Genomic DNA, 16,393 nt, shown 5'->3' with positions numbered 1-16,393 from the left:
ACCGCTTACTGACACAAGCCACGACGACACAAGGGATCCGGCGATTTCACCCTCAGACCAATGTCAAGGAAATGGCTTCATCGGCCGAGCCGGAATTCCGGGCCAAATGTGACTCAGCTCACATAGATAGGGTGCGGGGTCGAGCAGGCCCCGCACCCACACGACCAGCCGGTCAGGCCGCCAGAGCGAGTTCCGAGGCGCGCCAGCACATCCCGCCCACGTACGGGCGGATGTTCTCGACCTGCTTGGCGGTGAGCTTCACGTACGCCTTGGTCGCGCCGGTGTGGCGGGCATGGCCGAGCAGGAGCTTCAGCGAGCGCTCGGGGATCTCGCGGTCCTCCATGGCGGTGGCGAACCCGCGCCGGAACCCGTGGAACCCGAACTGCTCGGCGTACCCGTGAAGCTTCTTGGCCAGCTCCAGCGTGTGACGCAGGAGCCGCCGCGCGACCGAGCTGTAGACCCTGCGGCCCGCGCCGGTGACGAACAGCGGCTCGGAAGCGAACCGGCCCCGGGTCCGCGCCCGCAGCATCACCACCAACGGGTCGTCGTCGGCGGCGGGAAGCGGGATGTCGCGGAAGGCGTACCGGGACTTGCCCTTGTCCTTCGCGACGCCCACGTGCAGACGGATCACCTGCTTGACCACAACCACGCGCCGCTTCCAGTCCACCGACCCCACATCGAGCGCGGCGGCCTCCTGCCAGCGCAGACCCGTCCCGTACAGCAGGGTGAAGAAGTCCCCCGCCAGCCCGTCCGGGTCGAGAACCTTCCCGTCGTCGTCGGGCTCGGCGATCGCGTAGCCGCAGTCCAGGAACATCGGGGCGTCATCGGGCAGGAGCGCGCCCTGCTCGCGGGTCTCCTGGGACAGTTCCTGCGCGGTGATCTCGCAGGGGTTCGCGCGCTCGCGCCACTCGTTCCCGATCGCCCACTTGAAGATCGGGTACAGAACGCTGGAGTGCATCTTGCGCAGCGACCCAGGCGTACGCCGCTTCCCTGCCCGCTCCAGCACCGCCCGGATGTGCGGGGGCCGCACCTCGTTGATGTCCATGCCGCCGATCTCCGGCAGCACATACAAGCGGAGGTCACGCTCGTACCCCTCGATGGTGCCCGGCGCCAGCCCCTTCTTCTTCTTCATCACTATGTAGTCGTTGGCGACCTTGCGGAACGTCCGGCCTCCCGCCACCGGGGCCACGACCGCACGCGGGTCCACCATCCCGCCCGCCAGCAGCGCCGCCTTGAACGCCACGACTTCATCACGGGTGTCGGCGGTGAACGACTTGGAGCCGTTGTTCCACCGCATCCGCCACTTGCCGTTCGGCAACTTGTTGATCTTCGGGTCCTGCGCCACTCCGGCCTCCTAGCCAACGAGCGGGCGACCCCTCCCACACCACATACTCCCAGCTCAGGCGGGTTATCCCGAACCGGCCGGTGTACGCGCGGTGTAAGCAAGGCTCGCCCACTTACGTAAGGCCAGGCCAGGGCCCCGCAAGCGGGTTATCCACAGATAAACGATGACTCCCAGGCGGCTCCGGATGATCTCCGGGGCCGCTTCCTCGCTTCTGGGGGGTGGTGCTGACCTGCGGATTCGGGTCGTGGTGGCGTGATCTTGTCCGGTGGCGTCCGGCTGGTGATGGTTGTGATCAGCTGTTCGGGGGCCATAGAGGGGCCAATGGTCAGGGCGTTTTGCCTGGTCAGCGGACGCGTGGTGCACGAGTTTCGATCACTCGCCCGGGTGGTGGGGAGTCTTTTTCTGGCGTCTGTGGTGGAGAGGCCGGCAGAGCCGTGATCTTGGGCTCTGCCTGCCGTCGGGTGTGTGCCGGGGCGCGCTGGGTGGGGTTGGGCGCGCTGGATGGCGCGTTGGTGCGGGGAGGGTCGCGCGCCCGGTCCCTGAGTGGGTAGGCGGCCGAATGGGCCGGATGTGGGGCCGGGGGTGCGGGGGCGGGAGCCCCTGCTGGTGGTCGGATTCCTGTACCGGTGAAGGGTGCGCGGTGGTGTGGTGCGGGTGCGGGCTGGGCGGCACCCGGTGACCGGTGGGAGCGCCTGGAGCGGTCCGCCTATCGGTAAACCGGAGCCCCCTCGGGCTGCGGGTTGTGGGATCGCCCTGGCCGTCGCTGCGGGGTGGTCGTCGGCGATCCCGTGGGGTGGCGGGTGCGGCGGCGGGTGCGGCGGCGGGGCGGGCGTCGCGTGCCGGGCGGCCGCTCGCCATCGCTGCCTTGGGGTCGGGTTCCGTTGATCGCTTCGGGGGACAATCGGGGGTGTGCCTTGGCGCGGTTGTTGCGCTGGGCGGTGGTCGTGGTTCGCCAGTGGAGACCGGTGGTTCGTCGTCTCGGAGGTGGCAGTGTCGTCGGAGCAGGAGTTCAGGGTGATGTTCAAGGGCCCTCAGTGGGTGGGGGGTGAGCAACTGGTGCATGGGGCGGTGCGGCTGGATCACGTGATCGGGTTGAGGGGCGGTGAGCGGGTCTTGAACGTCGCGGCGTCGGATCTGTCGATCCTGACGAGCGGGGACCTTCCGGCGAACCTCGTGGCGGCTATCCGGACGGTGCAGCCTCGGGCCTATTCGGCGTGGACGGCCGATGAGGAGGCGGCGTTGCGGGAGATGTGGGAGCGGGGTGCGGAGATCCCGGCGATGGTGTCGGCGCTGGGGCGGCGGTGGTCGGGGATCAAGGCGCGGGCTAAGAAGCTCGGTCTGCCGCCTAGGGCCGGTTCGGGGACTCCTTGATTCTTAGAAGGGATTCGTCACACGCTCGCCGGATGCTTGAAGGAGGACCACCAGGGACTCGGCGTGCCCGGTTTCAAGCAGGAGGACGGCGGTCATCTCCCAGTCCTCGGGAGTGGTCAGGCGGCCCACCGCGTAGGCGAACCACTGCGGGTTGGTCGGCTCACGCAGGACGGCCGCGTTGCACGCGGACCTGACGTTGGTGGGGAGACTCATGGTGCCCTCCTGGTGTAGTGGATGAGCTCCGCTCAGCCCAAGGAGGGACCGGAGTCCAGGATGAGCGAAGCTCACCGCGAAGCGGCACAGAATGTGTCCTTGACGCAGGGAGTGAGTTGGGCTCGCCTCGGCGATCCACGTAGCCGGGAGGGCACCATGATCCCCGCCGAGTCAGGGCCGTGTGCAATGCGGTCGTCCCACCTTGCGTGAGTCGATCAACCCGCGATGGTGAGCCGGAGCGGTGGGCCGCCTGGCCACGGCTGGGAGATGACCGCCGTTCTCCTGCGACAGGGCGCGCCGTGGCCCTGGTGGTCCTCCGGCCGGTGAGGGGGTGATGAAGCGCTGCTGAGGATCGACCGCCGTGAGCGGTGGCCCGAACAGCACAACGGGCGTCCGGCGCTTGCGCCGGACGCCCGATTGGGCGTTGTTCGGGACCGCCGCGTAGCGGCGGTCCCCTCGATCTCTAAGGGAAAGTCATCACGCTAGATCATGCCGCCCGGCTTTCACCTGGCTGATGAGACGGCGGAACGCAGGGGCAGCGACCCTGAGGTAGGGAAGGCGGGGGTTCTTGCTGTCCCGAACCCCGATTGCCGATGGGATCTCGGCGACCTCGACGCACTCGCCGTTGCCACTGCTCCGGCTGCTCGCGCGCCATCCAGGGGAGATGTCCGCTGTCATCGGATCTCCTTCGTTCACACGGCCTTGCGCATCTCCTTAGCGAGCGCACGAAGGAGCCTCGTTGACTCGATAGGAGACAGCGCGGACGCTCTCAAGTGGTCGAATGTCAGTCTATAGGTCCCGACCTCGGCTGGTTCCTCCACGAACAGGGCACTGGTCCCCGCATCGATGTAAACAACGTCGGGATCTGGGTCGTTGAAGGCCAAGACCACGAACGATGAGGCCATCGCGGCGTGCTCTCCAGCGCTGTAGGGCATCACTTGAACGTGAATACCCGGTCGATCGGCAACTTCGGCGAGCCAATCGAGCTGTTCGGCCATCACATCCGGGCCACCGACCATCCGCCGCACTGCGCCCTCGTCCAAGATGATCCACGGACGCAAGGGATCGTCACCGGCAAGGACTCGTTGGCGATCCATCCTCAGCTCGACGCGTCGCTCGATGGAGGCTGCATCATCATCTGGTCGAGCCGCCCTGATAACGGCTCGGGCATACCTCTCGGTTTGAACGATCCCGGCAACAAGCTGCTGTTGATAGCTCAACAGGACGTTGGCCTCGGTCTCCAGCCCGATGTAGGTGCTGTACTCCGACGGGAGAACATCCCCGTACGCCTGCCACCATCCACGCTGCCGAGCCTCGCGGGAGAGGTTCAGTAGGACCTCCGCCGTCTCATCATCTACTTGGTACACACCAAGCAGGCTCTTGAGGTCAGCCGGTTGGATTCGCCGGTCGCCCACCTCCCAGCGGGCCAGGGTGCTGGGGCTCCAGCCGTTCCCCGCCCGGGAACAAACCTGCTCAATCGTCTGACCTGCTTCTTCCCTGAGCCGTCGTAGCTCTCGGGCCAACCGCTTACTTCGGACGGTAGGACTCGGCCTCACAGACATCGATGATCATCCCCTCAGATGTTTTGGCGAATTGCCAATGGGGTGTTGCCAAGAAGGCGGTGGTGCTTCATTCTGGGATCAGATTGGCACGTTGGGTAGCAGGTGCGCGGCAGGAACGCGAGAAACTGCCTAGTTTCCCGATGGCGAAACGCCAGAGCGAAAGCAGCCCCGGCCGGTGTACTTGGCAGAGCACCGGGCGCGGGGCCTGATCGGAAATCGAGGTTCCGACTGTGGGCAAGGGTAGTGGCAGGAGGGTGCGGCTCATCGCCGTCTCCCTGGTGTTCAGCCCGTACTGGGCGTTGATGGTGCTGCGGGTGCCGCTGGCCCTGGTGGGGGTGGTGACGCGTCTGCGGTGGGATGGGCCGATGCCGTATCTGGTGGCTGTCCGGCGTGGCGGCTCGGTGGGTACGGAGGTGGTCGCGCGGGCTCGGCATGGGCAGCGCGTGTTCTATGTCGGGACGTCCCTGCGCGTGGGCGGTCGGGCGTGGGCGCGTTGTCGTGACGTGCTGGGCGTGGTGGACCTGGTGCGGGAAGAGACGTCCGAGGCGGGCATGGTCAGGGCCGTGTCGGCGGAGCTGACGGAGTTTCACGGGGGCTCGCGCCTGGTGCCGCTCTTCTTTCCTGAGTCGGCGTCATGAGCGCGGAGCGGGACACGGTGCGGGTCAACCTGCTCTTGCCGCTGATGCGGATGCTGGAGGTGGTGGGGGTTGAGTCGCATCTCGACCTGAGCACCGATGCCGATCCGTTCCTGAGCGCGGGCCGTCCGTCATCGGCGGTCCGGGTGCTGGTGCGGGTGGAGTCGGGGCCGGACGGCTTCGTGTTCCTGGTCCGGGACGCGGTGTGTCCGTGCGAGGACCTGCGGGCCCTGCTCGGTCTGCTGGTCTGGGAGACGTCGGCTGCTGCGGCGGCGAACGCCTACGTCCGGCGGGAGGGGGGTTCGTGATGCTGCTGCTCAGCAGGGACGCGAACGCTCGACGCGAGCGGGACGTGACGACGACTGCGGCCTATCTGGCTGCGCTGCTGCCGGGCTCGATGGTCTGGTGGGGCGAGGCCACCAAGGCATGGTGGGCCTACATCCCGGACGGCGGGATCGGCTTCCTCTTGGAGGCGCAATCGCCGGGCGGCATGGCACGCGCGTTGCGGTCCCACGCTGCTCCGGCCGCTGCGGGGAGCCGAGCGGCGTGATGGCTTATCTGAGGGCCTGTCGGCTGCGCTCCTGCGCGCGGGAGTGACGGTTCCACAGGCCATCGGGTGCGGTCGGTCGGTCACCTTCCCCAGACCGGCCGCACCCCCTTCACCGGTCCGATGCGAAAGGGAGTGACATGGAACTGATCAACGACGCCGGTTCGGGGGTGTCTGCCGTGGACGGCCACCGGGTGACGGTGGACTGTGAGGTGGTCTGCCTGGGTCTGCCGCTCCGGGTCGTCAGCGCCCTGAAATGGGAGAAAGTCCTGTCCGTCCAGATGCTGTTGGCCACGATTTACATGGGTGACCTGGAGCGCCTCCGCGACATCGGCACGGCTGCGGCCCGACTCATCAGCGAGCGGTTGCAGGCTCATGGGTTGCCGTCGTCCCAGCAGGAGATGTGCGACGGACCTGCGGCCATGGCGCGGGAGTCGGCGCTCGCGGCCCGGCAGATCCGGGCGTTGTATGCGGAGAGGGAGGAGCTGAAGCGCGAGTTGTCCACCTTGCGTGAGAGGCTGCGGCGCTTCGAATCGGCCCAAGCCCCCAAGCCCGCGAACCCTGAATGACCTGTCAGTGGCGCTCTCCTGCATGGGCGTGCCTGGTGCGGGTTTCCAACTCGTGCCATCCCTGACAGGGGGTGCGGCTGGTCTACTTCCCCCTCGGGCCAGCCGCACCCCTTTTAACGAGAGGGCCGAAGTGGATGAGTTGGCGGTGCGGCTGCGGGCTCTGGGTGCTGATGTGCGGGTGCGGGAGGGTGCACGCGGGGTCTATCTGAACGTCCGGCGTTCCGGGTCGGCCTTCGGGGTGAGCGTCCGCCGTAGGGACGGTGGGTTCTGGGTCGCGGGTCCTGGGGAGGCGGATATCGGCCTGGGCGGCGACCCGGATGCGGTCGCGGCGTCGGTGATGGCCCTGTGCACGGTGGACGGGGTGCGGGCGCTGCTCCGCTACGTCCGGGGGGTTGAGGCGGGGCGGACGGGTGCGCCTCCCGTTGAGGTCTGGATCGACTGCGAGAGCTACGGAGCATCTGTAGTGCGGCCTGTGTCCTGGCTGGGGCGGCCCTCGCTGCGGACATGGCGGGCGGCGTGGTGCCAGAGAGGCAGAGAGCCGTGGTTCGGCGATGTCGCGATGGGGTGAGGTCCGCGCCTGGGGAGCGCGCCGGCCACCTCGCCCCGCACCAAGATCATTTGGTGCTGGCTGAGGTGGCCGGTCCAGCGGAGCGGGGCGGGTGTGCCCCTCCGGGATGGGAAGGGCCGCGGCTGTCAGGGAGGGCACGACTGTGCCGGGTAAGCCGCTGCCTGAACGAGGGGCGGCGGTCAGGTTCCGGAGTATGAGGTGAGGCCGACTCGGCATCCGATGGTGTACGGCCGTGCTTTGGCTGGGCTGGATGCGGGGGAGACCACTGCCCATGTTTTCATGCGATCGGTCGTCAGGGTGTTGGGGTAGAAGATGAAATGCTTGTGTTTGTTGGCGGTAAATGGGGGGCCGTACGTCCACCCAGTCTTTCGGATCTTCCTGCCGGTCTGGAGCAGGGAGGTACTGGCCCATACGAGTGCCGAGTCTCGTGTTTTCAGCGCGTATACCGGCTCTCCGGTTGGCCGTGCTTTGGAGTCGAATTTCCATCCTGTGACCGATAGGGACGCGCCTGCTGTCGCATCCTTCGGGGTTTGGGTGCGGATCGTGCAGCGGGTTTCGCCAAGGGTGTCCTCATCATCCTCGGATTTCAGGATCAGATCTGGGATGCCCTGAGGCGGAACGGTGTAACCGGTTGCGGCGTCGGCTAGCTCGGTGGCGTACCCGTCTTCATCAAGGACCGGGGCGGGGTATTTCCCGTCTACGGGGCCATTGATGGTCATGACGACTTTCCACGACCCGCCTTCCATGGAAAAGACCATGGTGCCGTGGCTAAAAATCGCGGACAAATTCGGGTCGCTCAAGCTGGTGCCGTTGGCGAACATCCAAGGAATCGCTGACCCCTCCCCGGCTTCCACGACAAACCATTTGTGGCCGTTGGTGAATTCTCGGGGTATCCAGAAAGTGGGTTCGCGAATGTCGATTGTTCCAGCGGGCCGGTGCCTGTGTTCTCGCGCGTACTTGTAGTACGTGGCGGCAATATCCATTTCCGGTCCGGACTGGACGGACTTGAGTTTTTCGGTGTCAAGGCTCTTCGCTGCGGCGTTGGCCGTGGCGATGTAGTGGGCTAGGGCTTGCCGAGCCTCGGCGTGGGTGATCGCGGGAGCGGGGTCCCGAAAGACGAGAATCGCGGCTGCGGCGATGCCGATTCCGGCGACGGATGCCCCGGCCGCCTTCGCTCTCGCCCCGACGCGCGTGCCCTGAGCTGTGATGGAGGCGATGACATGGGGTGCTAGGACGGGCAGCGTCATGAGTGCGACGGTTGCGGCGGTCCTCAGAGCGATCCGTCCAGCCTTTTCCCAGTCAGGCCCGTAGGCGGCTACGGCGACCATTTCCAAATGGTCGATAAATGCGTCGGCATTGGTCGGCCGGCTGGCTGGCGATTTCGCCATTCCCGCCATTACGAGAGAGCGTAGTTTGCGCGGAATTCTGCGCGTGGGAATGCGCGCCCTCGTGTGCTGAGCCTCAAGGGTGCGGGTCCCTGATCGCGTGGTGCGCGATTCGTAGGGGCGGTGCCCGGTCACGCACTCATAGAAAACACAGGTGGCGGCGTAGACGTCGGTAGCAGGTGAGGCGGGGCCGCCTTTCCATTGCTCCGGCGCCATGTATTCCGGCGTGCCCAGATATCCGGCCTCGCCGGAAAGTGCGGCGATTCCGAAGTCAATGAGCTTGGACGCCCCGGTGTCCTTGACCACAATGTTCTTCGGTTTGTAGTCGCGGTGGACAAGGCCAGCCTTGTGCGCGGCGGAAAGACCTTTCAGTGAGCCTTTAAGGATCGTCAGTGCGGCTTGTGGGGTCAGCCCTTTAGGATGGCCGTGGTCGAGAATATGCCGGAGAGTCGCACCCTGTACATATTCCATGACGATCGCCGCGCCGTGGTCGTCTTCGACGTACGCTTTGATGCGTGCGATGTTCGGATCGTCCAGCCGGGAAAGGATTTCGGCTTCGGCTCGGAAAAGGTCGGCGAATTGTGTTTCGAGTAGACGGGGCTCGATGTATTTGATGGCGGCGAGTTCGTCGTCTTCGTCCCGTGCGAGGAAGACGATTCCTTGTCCGCCTCTGCCGAGTTCTCGGATTTCTGTGTATCCGGGGACGCTCCACCGGGTGATGGTGTAGCTCATGCCATGCGCCCTCGGGCCGCGAGGATGCGGTATATCTCCATGAGGAGTATCCGCATGATTCCTTTCTCGTATTTGTCGGTTTTGACGAATGTCTCGACGGATATGCCGAAAATATCTGCGCACATTTCGCGGCGTTCGGAAAGGGAGAGGCCGGATGTGCCGGGGGCGATCTGGAGCAGGATCTCCATGGCCTGGCCGTGGGTGCCTCCTACGGCGGCGATGGCGGTGGTGACGATCTCCTCGGCGGCGATGGCTCGGCTGCCTCCGTAGGGGGTGTCTCCGGCTGCGCGGGGGGCGATGAGATCGACCCATGGATGCACACCCGCCGGGGTGAGCAGGTGGCCCATGCGCGCTCCGGAGTAGAGGAGCTGGGCAAGCCCTTCTTGAAGCGTCGTGGTGTCGAGACGGGTGGGCTGCTCGGGGGTCGGGGTGAAGGTGCGGAGAATGCGACTGCGTCTGGCCATGACACTCCTCTTGCGGTTCGCGTTAACGGTCTGATCGCGACGCCGATTCTGTGGTCGTGGGAGGGATCATGCCGTGGTTGCGGCGCGTATTTCGACCGTCCGGCGTGTGATTTCCGGTAGTGGCACGATCCGGCCACGGCGGTTCACCGGCCCGCTGAACGTGGGCTCTGAGCTGCGGTTTACCGCTAATCCCCCCTCTTACGCACCCTCTTACGCACCCCCTTATGACCCCTCTCACCACCCCTGAAATGTGGGTGGTTACCGCACTTGTTACGCACCCCCACCTTTGGCGGAGCATTGCTGTCACAAGCAATCAGGAGGTGGTGGCGTGAAGATCCCTCTGGATCTGAACGAAGCGAAGTTCTTGGTGCTCGGAGCACCGAGAGAGCGGGTCGATTTCGAGACGAAAATGCCGGTCGTGAAGGACGGCGTGCAGGTCATGAGTGTGGAGCTGGCGCTGTTGGACGGCGCGGAGTGGCTTCCGGTGCGTGTGAGCGTGGCGGGCGATCCGGGTGTGGTGCAGGGGCAGATCGTGAAGCCCGTGGCCCCGGCGCTCAACATGACGAGCCGTCGCGGTGAGGTCATGACGTGGTGGACCTGCGACGGGTTCGAAGCGGACGGCGATGCGGCGGCGGCTCCGGCTCCGGCTCCGGCGCGCGGTAAGGCCGGTGGTGCTCAGTGACGGCGGTGAGCGGGCCGCCTGTCTCGGGCGGGGCGGAACTGCGGCTGCTGGGGGTGCCGGACTTCACTCTGTCGATCGCGCTGCCGGTGATGGGTGCGGTGGCGGGGTCGGTGGTGACGGTGTCGGCGTCGGGTCCGTTGCGGTTGATGTACCAGATCACGGCGGACGGTCGGATGCACCTGGACCGGTGCTCGGTGGGCGATGCCGCGCGGTTGGCGCTGTGGGCGTCGGCGACGGCGTCGGGCCTGCCGGACCGGGGAGCGTCGTCCCTGGAGCCTCGGCAGACGTGGGGCCCGTGGGTGATGGTGATGGTGGACGGGGTGCGCCGGTGGGGCGCGCTCGATGAGGGCGGGTCGTGGGGCGGCTGGGGGGTCGTCGGCGACGTGGAACGGCTGATCGGTGAGGAGGTGTGGGAGCGGATCTCGGCTCGTCGGATCGCGGCGGGTCTGAACGCTCCTCGTCGGCGGAGGGGTCGCCGGTCGTGAAATGGCGAGCTTCGGCTCAGGTGCCGGGGGTGGGCGTGGGCCTGCCCCCGGTCCGTGAGCTTCCCGATATCCCGGTGCGGGCTCCTCGGACGGCGGGCGCGTGGCTAGCGATCCTGGTCATCCGTCCGGCGTGGCTGTGGAGGCGCGAATACCTCCTCGGTCTGGTGCTGGTCGGGGCGGGGGCGGCTGGCTGGTGGCGGCTGGGCCTGGTCGGGCTGGGTCTGCCGCTGGTGCTGCTGTCGTCCCTGGCGGTGCCGGGCACGCGGGCCCTGCTGGGCGGCTGGCTGGCTGGTGGCCGTCTCAAGCGGCGGTGGGACCGAGGATGTCGGTTCGCCGGGCTGACCACGTCCAATGACCGGATACCGAGAGTGCTCAAGATCCAGCGGGTTCCGGTGGGTGAGCGCCTGCGGGTGCGGATGCCGCGCGGCTCGACTGTGAGCGAGTTGGAGGCTGCTACGGAGCAGTTGGCGGCGGATCTGCGGATCCGGGGTGTGGAGGTGCGGCGGGAGCCTTCACGGGCGGATCTCGCGAGTGTGCTGCTGCGGCGGAGGGACCCGTGGGAGTCGGCGGGTCCGGTGCCGTGGCCGTGGCTGGAACGCCCGCAGTCCCGGCTGTGGGAGCCGGTGCCGGTCGGTTTGGATGAGGTTGGCGACCTGGTGACGCTCACGCTGCCGGGGCGGAATCTGCTGCTGGGCGGGGAGCCTGAGGCGGGCAAGAGCGCGGCGATGACTCAGCTCATCGCGGCGGCGGCCCTGGACCCGTGGGTCACCCTCGTCGGCCTGGATGCGAAGAGGCTTGAGTTGTCGCTGTGGCAACCCTGCTTCGATCAGGTGGCGTTCGCGAAGATGGACGACGCGATAGCGCTTCTTGAGTCCGTGATCTCGGACATGGACTCGGTCTATGAGCGGATGGCGGCGGAGCGCCTGCGCAAGGTGCCGTCCTACGCGCGGTTGACGGTCGTGGTGGTGGATGAGCTGAGGTTCTACACCGCGCACCCAGACCGCGTGGCGCGGGAGCACTTCAACGGCTTGTTGATCGATCTGGTCGCGCGCGGCAGGGCGGCCGGTTTTCCCGTGGTGGCGGCGACTCAGAAGCCGTCGGCGGACGTGGTGCCCACCTCGCTCCGGGATCTTTTCGGGTACCGCTGGGCACTGAGGTCGAACACTCGGGACGCGTCAGACACGATCTTGGGCGCGGGCTGGGCGTCGCTGGGGCACTCGGCCGCAACGGTCCCGGTGGGCACTCGCGGGGTCGGCCTCCTGCTGGGTGAGGGTCAGGCAGAGCCGGTCAGGTGCCGGAGCTTCTATCTGTCGGATGGGGAGGTGGAGGGGGTGGCGGCTCGTGGTGCGGAGCTGCGGCGGGGTGTGCGGCGGGGCTGACGGTGGTGTCGCGGTGGTGGTTGGTGGTGCGTGCGCCTGGTGGGCGCTGAAAGGAGAAATGCGGATGAGCGGGATCAGGAAAGCGGAGTGCTTGTGTGTGGTGCGGACGGCGGGTCGGGAGTATCCGGTGGAGCGGGATGCGGTGGGCGCTGGTCGGGTGGGTGACGGTCTGGTGCGGGACGTGGCCGATGTGCTGGCCGCGCACGGCTGGCCGGTGATTGAAGGGGAGTCTCCCGACTGGTACGCGCTGATGTGGGTGCTGGTCCGGTTCACGATGGGCGCGCCGGTCGGCAGGGTTCGGGATGGTCTGCGGTGAGCGGGCCTCGGCCGGTGGGCGCTGCGGCGCAGATGATGGAGCGTCGGCTCCGGGAGGACTTCCCCGCGTGGGAGGGGCTGGTGGAACGGGCCGGGTGGTGTGTGCGGCCGGTTCGGGTGATGGGCGGTGCGGCGGCGGTGCATCCGGGAACGGGTGAGGTGCTGGCGGCGTACGACTCGCAGGGGGAGCCGGACGGGTCGCTTCTGATCGCGTGCGGTGATCGCCGGGCGGGGGTGTGTCCGCCGTGTTCGGCCCGGTACCGGGCGAACCTGTGGCGGATCATCGTGATGGGCCTGGACGGGTCGGCCGGTGCGGGCTGGCCGGTGCGGGTGCCCGGTTCGGTGAGCGCGCATCCGGCGGTGTTCGCGACTCTTACGGCTCCTTCGTGGGGTCGGGTGCATCGGGTCCGGTCGCAAGACGGGGCGTGTCACCCGTCGCGCGGGCGGCCGGTGTGCGAGCACGGTACGGCGCGGTGGTGCAACCTGGTGCATGCCGATGGTCGGCAGGTCGGCGACGCGATGTGCGTCTCGTGCTACGGCTACACCGATCATGTGCTGTGGCACGCGTCGATGCCTGAGCTGTGGCGGCGGACGGTGGTCGGTCTGCCTCGGGCGCTGGCTCGCCAGTCGGGGCCGGTGACGGGGACGCATCGGACGGTGAAGGAGATCACCGCGCTTCTGCGGCCGCGTTTCGCGCGGGTGGTGGAGTGGCAGCGACGGGGCGCGCTTCACGTTCACGCGGTGGTCCGGCTGGATGGCCGGTCGGACGGGGATGTAGCGGCGGCTCCTCCGGCTTGGGCGGGGCGTGACCTGCTGGCGGCGGCGGTGCGGGATGCGGCGCTGTCGGCGTCGGTGTCGATGCCCGCTCCAGACGGGGTGGCGCGGTCGGCGGTGTGGGGATCACAGCTCGACGTCTCACCGATCACGAACCCGTCTGCGGCTGCCCGGTACCTCGCGAAGTACTCGACCAAGGTCGCGGGCGACACGTTGCCCGGCTGGCCGATGCGGGCGTTCGGCCCGTTGGAGATGGACAGGATGCGGGCGCGCGGGGTGTCGTGGCATCTGCTGATGCTGGCGGGGACGTGCCTGCGGCTCGCGCGGCGGTATCCGGATCTCTCCCATTTGGCGGAGAGGGTTCACCAGATGGGGTACGGCGGCCATTACGCGAGTAAGAGCCCGATGTACTCCATGACGATGCTGGCGCTGAGTGAGGCGCGGCGGTCGTGGCGGGCGCGCCGGTCGAACGGCGACGTGTGGGCGGATCTGGGCGCGGTGGTGGTGGGTGATTGGCGGCTGGTCGGCCTGGGCTACCGGACTGCGGGCGATGCGGAGGTGGCGGGTCAGCTCTACCGGCAGGAACAGCAGGTGCGGGCGGCTCGGCGGGTGCATGACGTGGCGGTGGTGCGGTTGGTCGACGGTGAGGAGGAGGCGGGATGGTAGCGATTTTTGCGGTGCTGTTGTCGCTGTGGCTGATCGGGAAAGCGGCGGGTGTGACGCTGAGGTCGCAGTCACGGGCGCGGGTCGGTGGTGAGGGCGGCGGGGTGTCGGGGCTGGTGCTGCTCCTGGGCGTTCTGACGGCTGTGGTGTGGGTCGTCGCGGCGGTCACGGGGCACGCGTGGTGAGGCGCACCCCGATCGGGCGGGCGCTGCTCGACACCCGGTTCGACACGTGGATCACCCCTCTGATCATCCGCACGATTTACCTGCTCACGCTGTGGGCGGGCGGCCTGCTGGTCCTGGTCGCGTTCATGTGGTGGATCTGGCTCGCGAGCTGGTTCGGGTGGATGTGGTACTTCATGCTGCCCGTAACGCTGGCGGGGGGTCTGGGCGGCCTGCTGGCGGTGCGGGTCTGCGCGGAGATGGTGCTGATCCGGTGGGTTCGGACGGGGCCTCGGCCATCGGGTGACACCCGGCCGGACGTGCGACGGCAATCGGGGTCCCCGGCCTCTGGCGCAATGCCACGAAGTGGCGAGATCTGGGGGGCGGGGGGCGGGGGCTTGTGGGATGGCACGCCGAACGGAGACAGCCCCTTGCGCACGGACGGGGTCGGTGCGGCGGGAGTGCGCGCCCCGGAAGGTCAGCCGCGCAGCGACCGATCTAGCCGGGCCAACGGCCCCATGGGCACAGACCCGCGTAGCGGGCCCTCAGAAGGGGCGGGGGGCGGGGGTTTGTGGGACGGCGCGGGTCACCGTGAGCCGTGGCCGTGACCGCCCCGACCCTGTGCCCGGAGGGTGGCCACTGGTGCGCATCGGGGAACGGGCCGGCGGCCGCGCACAGCGCTGACCTGCACCGTCATCCCGGCGCGCGGCTGCCAGCCAGTGACACGGGCGCTCCTGCCCCGGCGCACCGCGTCCTGTCGCTGAGGTGAGGGCCGCGGCTCCCCTGGCATGTTCTGCCGGGGAGCCGCTGCCCGTAAGCTCCGCGCATTCGTCAACCATTTCTACGCAATTCATAGGGCCGGTTGTGGTCGCGCGTCCGGCATTCTCGGCGCATTTATCGGGTGCGCCTGAGGGCTCCTGAATGGCTCCGTGAGGGGTGGTGGTATCGGTGGGGAAAGCGTATCTGACGGTCGCTGATGTGGTCTCTGAGCTGGGGATAGCTCGCTCCACGCTGTATGTGTGGCTGGCGACTGGGAGGGGTCCAAAGTTTATTCGACTGCCCAATGGTGGCATTCGATTTCGCGAGTCGGATTTGAAAGAATGGCTACACAAGCTCGAAAGTGAGGAAAGGTAGACATGGAAGCAATCTCGGTGAGTTTCGAGCGGCCGATCAGGGTTCGGCCTGACCGGCGGCAGAAGTACGAGGTTCGATGGACCTGCAACGGGCCCGGTGGCATGAAGTACGAGCCGTCGAAGTCCTTCTCAGAGAAGGCGCCTGCGGAGATCCACCGGGGCTCGCTGATGAGGGCGTACCGGAAGGGTGAGGCGTTCTCGATGCTCACCGGGCTGCCGGTGAGCTGGGCGCAGGACAACGAGTCTGTGTATGTCCACCTGCGGGTCTACGTCGGGAACCGGTGGAAGGACGGCCTTGCGGCCTCTTCCCGCAAGTCCCTGGTCCTCGCCCTCATCCCGGTCGTGGAAGCGACGCTCAATGAGCGAAAGCGGGGCCGTCCGGAAACCAAGCTCCTGCGGACGGCGCTGCGCGACTGGGCGCTCTACCCGCCCTCGTGGGACAAGCCCATGCCGGAAGACATCGCGAAGACGCTGGCATGGGTCGATGCGGCGTCCCGTCCGATCGGCCACCTGACCGACGCGTCCGTAATCCGGGCCGTCTTGGCCGCGCTGGCGACGGGAACAAAGGGGCAGACGTTGGGCAATGCCTCGATCCGGCTCCGACGCTCGGCGCTGTACGGGGCGCTCGACCACGCGGTGGAACGCAAACTCCTGTCCACCAACCCGCTGACGGGAGTCCGGACGTCCCGGCGTCGGCGCGTCGTTGATCAGGTGGACCCCCGCACCGTGCCGACCCTCGAACAGTCCCGGTCCCTCCTGGCGGCTGCGGCCAAGCTGGCGCACAACCGGGACAAGCACCTTCACGCCTGGTTCGCCGTCATGTACTACGCCGGATGCCGTCCCGGTGAGGTGCGGCGGCTCCGCTCGGAGGACTGCCACCTTCCCGCCACGGGGTGGGGTCAGCTCACGCTCGGCGGGGCGCTCGCGGACGTCGGCGGACAGTGGACCGAAGACGGCGGACGCTTCGACGACAAAGCGCTCAAGCACAGGGCGAACGGGGAAATCCGGCCGGTGCCCATCCCCCCGGCGCTCGTGACCATCCTGCGCGACCACATCGCCCTGTACGGGACGGCACCTGACGGGCGGCTGTTCTGGGCCTACGACAGCAGCGACCACGCGCCCGTCACCGCGCAGCAATACCGCGCGACCTGGAAGCGTGTTCGCGCGTCGGCCTTCGGTAAGGCGGCGGACGCCTCCCCGGTCGCGCGGCGGCCCTATGACCTCCGGCACGGCTGCGCTTCCCTCATGCTCACCAAGCGCATCCCCGTAGCCGAGATCGCCCGTCGCCTCGGCCACAGCATCCAAATGCTCCTCACCACCTACGCCCACTGGCTCACAGATCAGGCAGAAGCGGCCAACCTCGCGCTCGATGACGTCTACGGCGAGCCGGAAGCGGCCTGACCGGCCCTC

At 67.6% G+C, this 16,393-nt stretch carries 19 protein-coding genes; 13 read left to right on the top strand and 6 right to left on the bottom strand.

Annotated features, from left to right (window positions below; translation table 11 throughout):
- Window positions 1-172: 172 nt before the first annotated feature.
- Window positions 173-1,345 (bottom strand): tyrosine-type recombinase/integrase, encoded by a 1,173-nt coding sequence (locus tag EDD29_RS31660; protein ID WP_123667955.1) that lies wholly within the window; start codon window positions 1,343-1,345, stop codon window positions 173-175.
- Between the two features lie 990 nt (window positions 1,346-2,335).
- Here EDD29_RS31660 and EDD29_RS31655 point away from each other — a divergent pair.
- Window positions 2,336-2,716, top strand: coding sequence for a hypothetical protein (locus EDD29_RS31655; RefSeq protein ID WP_123667954.1), 381 nt, complete (start codon window positions 2,336-2,338; stop codon window positions 2,714-2,716).
- A 3-nt stretch (window positions 2,717-2,719) separates the two neighbouring features.
- Here EDD29_RS31655 and EDD29_RS31650 read toward each other — a convergent pair whose 3' ends face one another.
- The 3 genes from EDD29_RS31650 to EDD29_RS31640 form a co-directional block, all read right to left on the bottom strand.
- Window positions 2,720-2,929, bottom strand: a complete 210-nt coding sequence (locus tag EDD29_RS31650) for a hypothetical protein (RefSeq protein WP_123667953.1) — start codon at window positions 2,927-2,929, stop codon at window positions 2,720-2,722.
- A gap of 477 nt (window positions 2,930-3,406) precedes the next feature.
- Window positions 3,407-3,607, bottom strand: coding sequence for a DUF397 domain-containing protein (locus EDD29_RS31645; RefSeq protein ID WP_123667952.1), 201 nt, complete (start codon window positions 3,605-3,607; stop codon window positions 3,407-3,409).
- Between the two features lie 14 nt (window positions 3,608-3,621).
- Window positions 3,622-4,491: a helix-turn-helix domain-containing protein gene (locus EDD29_RS31640; RefSeq protein ID WP_123667951.1), complete on the bottom strand. Its 870-nt coding sequence runs from the start codon at window positions 4,489-4,491 to the stop codon at window positions 3,622-3,624.
- A 254-nt stretch (window positions 4,492-4,745) separates the two neighbouring features.
- On the opposite strand from EDD29_RS31640, the gene EDD29_RS31635 reads away from it, so the two are divergent.
- The 4 genes from EDD29_RS31635 (at window position 4,746) to EDD29_RS31620 (ending at window position 6,242) form a co-directional block, all read left to right on the top strand.
- Entirely contained in the window at window positions 4,746-5,129 is a 384-nt protein-coding gene (locus EDD29_RS31635; protein ID WP_123667950.1) for a hypothetical protein, read from the top strand.
- Window positions 5,126-5,434 (top strand): hypothetical protein, encoded by a 309-nt coding sequence (locus tag EDD29_RS31630; protein ID WP_123667949.1) that lies wholly within the window; start codon window positions 5,126-5,128, stop codon window positions 5,432-5,434. The genes EDD29_RS31635 and EDD29_RS31630 overlap by 4 nt, the downstream gene beginning before the upstream one ends.
- Window positions 5,431-5,676 carry a hypothetical protein gene (locus EDD29_RS31625; RefSeq protein WP_123667948.1) on the top strand — a complete coding sequence of 82 codons (246 nt, stop codon included), beginning with the start codon at window positions 5,431-5,433 and terminating at the stop codon, window positions 5,674-5,676. Before EDD29_RS31630 ends, EDD29_RS31625 begins: the two co-directional genes overlap by 4 nt.
- Window positions 5,677-5,813: 137 nt before the next feature.
- Window positions 5,814-6,242: a hypothetical protein gene (locus EDD29_RS31620; RefSeq protein ID WP_123667947.1), complete on the top strand. Its 429-nt coding sequence runs from the start codon at window positions 5,814-5,816 to the stop codon at window positions 6,240-6,242.
- 747 nt (window positions 6,243-6,989) lie between these two features.
- On the opposite strand, the gene EDD29_RS31610 is transcribed toward EDD29_RS31620, so the two are convergent.
- Window positions 6,990-8,927 carry a serine/threonine-protein kinase gene (locus tag EDD29_RS31610; RefSeq protein ID WP_170201669.1) on the bottom strand — a complete coding sequence of 646 codons (1,938 nt, stop codon included), beginning with the start codon at window positions 8,925-8,927 and terminating at the stop codon, window positions 6,990-6,992.
- The gene (locus EDD29_RS45865) at window positions 8,924-9,391 is read right to left on the bottom strand and encodes a hypothetical protein (protein ID WP_170201668.1); all 468 of its coding nucleotides are present in this window, start codon (window positions 9,389-9,391) and stop codon (window positions 8,924-8,926) included. The genes EDD29_RS31610 and EDD29_RS45865 overlap by 4 nt, the downstream gene beginning before the upstream one ends.
- A 328-nt stretch (window positions 9,392-9,719) precedes the next feature.
- Between EDD29_RS45865 and EDD29_RS31605 the strand changes: the two genes are divergently transcribed.
- The 8 genes from EDD29_RS31605 to EDD29_RS31565 all read left to right on the top strand — a co-directional run bounded on the left by EDD29_RS31605 (window position 9,720) and on the right by EDD29_RS31565 (window position 16,384).
- On the top strand, window positions 9,720-10,073 hold the full coding sequence (locus EDD29_RS31605) for a hypothetical protein (protein WP_123667944.1): 354 nt from the start codon (window positions 9,720-9,722) through the stop codon (window positions 10,071-10,073).
- 5 nt (window positions 10,074-10,078) lie between these two features.
- The gene (locus EDD29_RS31600; RefSeq protein ID WP_148086160.1) at window positions 10,079-10,558 is read left to right on the top strand and encodes a hypothetical protein; all 480 of its coding nucleotides are present in this window, start codon (window positions 10,079-10,081) and stop codon (window positions 10,556-10,558) included.
- Between the two features lie 29 nt (window positions 10,559-10,587).
- Window positions 10,588-11,937: an FtsK/SpoIIIE domain-containing protein gene (locus EDD29_RS31595; RefSeq protein ID WP_123667942.1), complete on the top strand. Its 1,350-nt coding sequence runs from the start codon at window positions 10,588-10,590 to the stop codon at window positions 11,935-11,937.
- A gap of 64 nt (window positions 11,938-12,001) precedes the next feature.
- The gene (locus EDD29_RS31590; RefSeq protein WP_123667941.1) at window positions 12,002-12,253 is read left to right on the top strand and encodes a hypothetical protein; all 252 of its coding nucleotides are present in this window, start codon (window positions 12,002-12,004) and stop codon (window positions 12,251-12,253) included.
- A 14-nt stretch (window positions 12,254-12,267) separates the two neighbouring features.
- Window positions 12,268-13,692 (top strand): replication initiator, encoded by a 1,425-nt coding sequence (locus EDD29_RS31585; RefSeq protein WP_123667940.1) that lies wholly within the window; start codon window positions 12,268-12,270, stop codon window positions 13,690-13,692.
- Entirely contained in the window at window positions 13,686-13,874 is a 189-nt protein-coding gene (locus EDD29_RS31580; RefSeq protein ID WP_123667939.1) for a hypothetical protein, read from the top strand. Before EDD29_RS31585 ends, EDD29_RS31580 begins: the two co-directional genes overlap by 7 nt.
- Window positions 13,875-14,786: 912 nt before the next feature.
- Window positions 14,787-14,984: a helix-turn-helix transcriptional regulator gene (locus EDD29_RS47830; RefSeq protein ID WP_342774452.1), complete on the top strand. Its 198-nt coding sequence runs from the start codon at window positions 14,787-14,789 to the stop codon at window positions 14,982-14,984.
- A gap of 101 nt (window positions 14,985-15,085) precedes the next feature.
- Window positions 15,086-16,384: a tyrosine-type recombinase/integrase gene (locus EDD29_RS31565; RefSeq protein ID WP_170201667.1), complete on the top strand. Its 1,299-nt coding sequence runs from the start codon at window positions 15,086-15,088 to the stop codon at window positions 16,382-16,384.
- Window positions 16,385-16,393: the final 9 nt, after the last annotated feature.

This window comes from Actinocorallia herbida (assembly GCF_003751225.1).
Classification (GTDB): domain Bacteria; phylum Actinomycetota; class Actinomycetes; order Streptosporangiales; family Streptosporangiaceae; genus Actinocorallia; species Actinocorallia herbida.
Note: the sequence above shows the minus strand (reverse complement) of the source record. Positions and strands in the feature narration are given on the sequence as shown.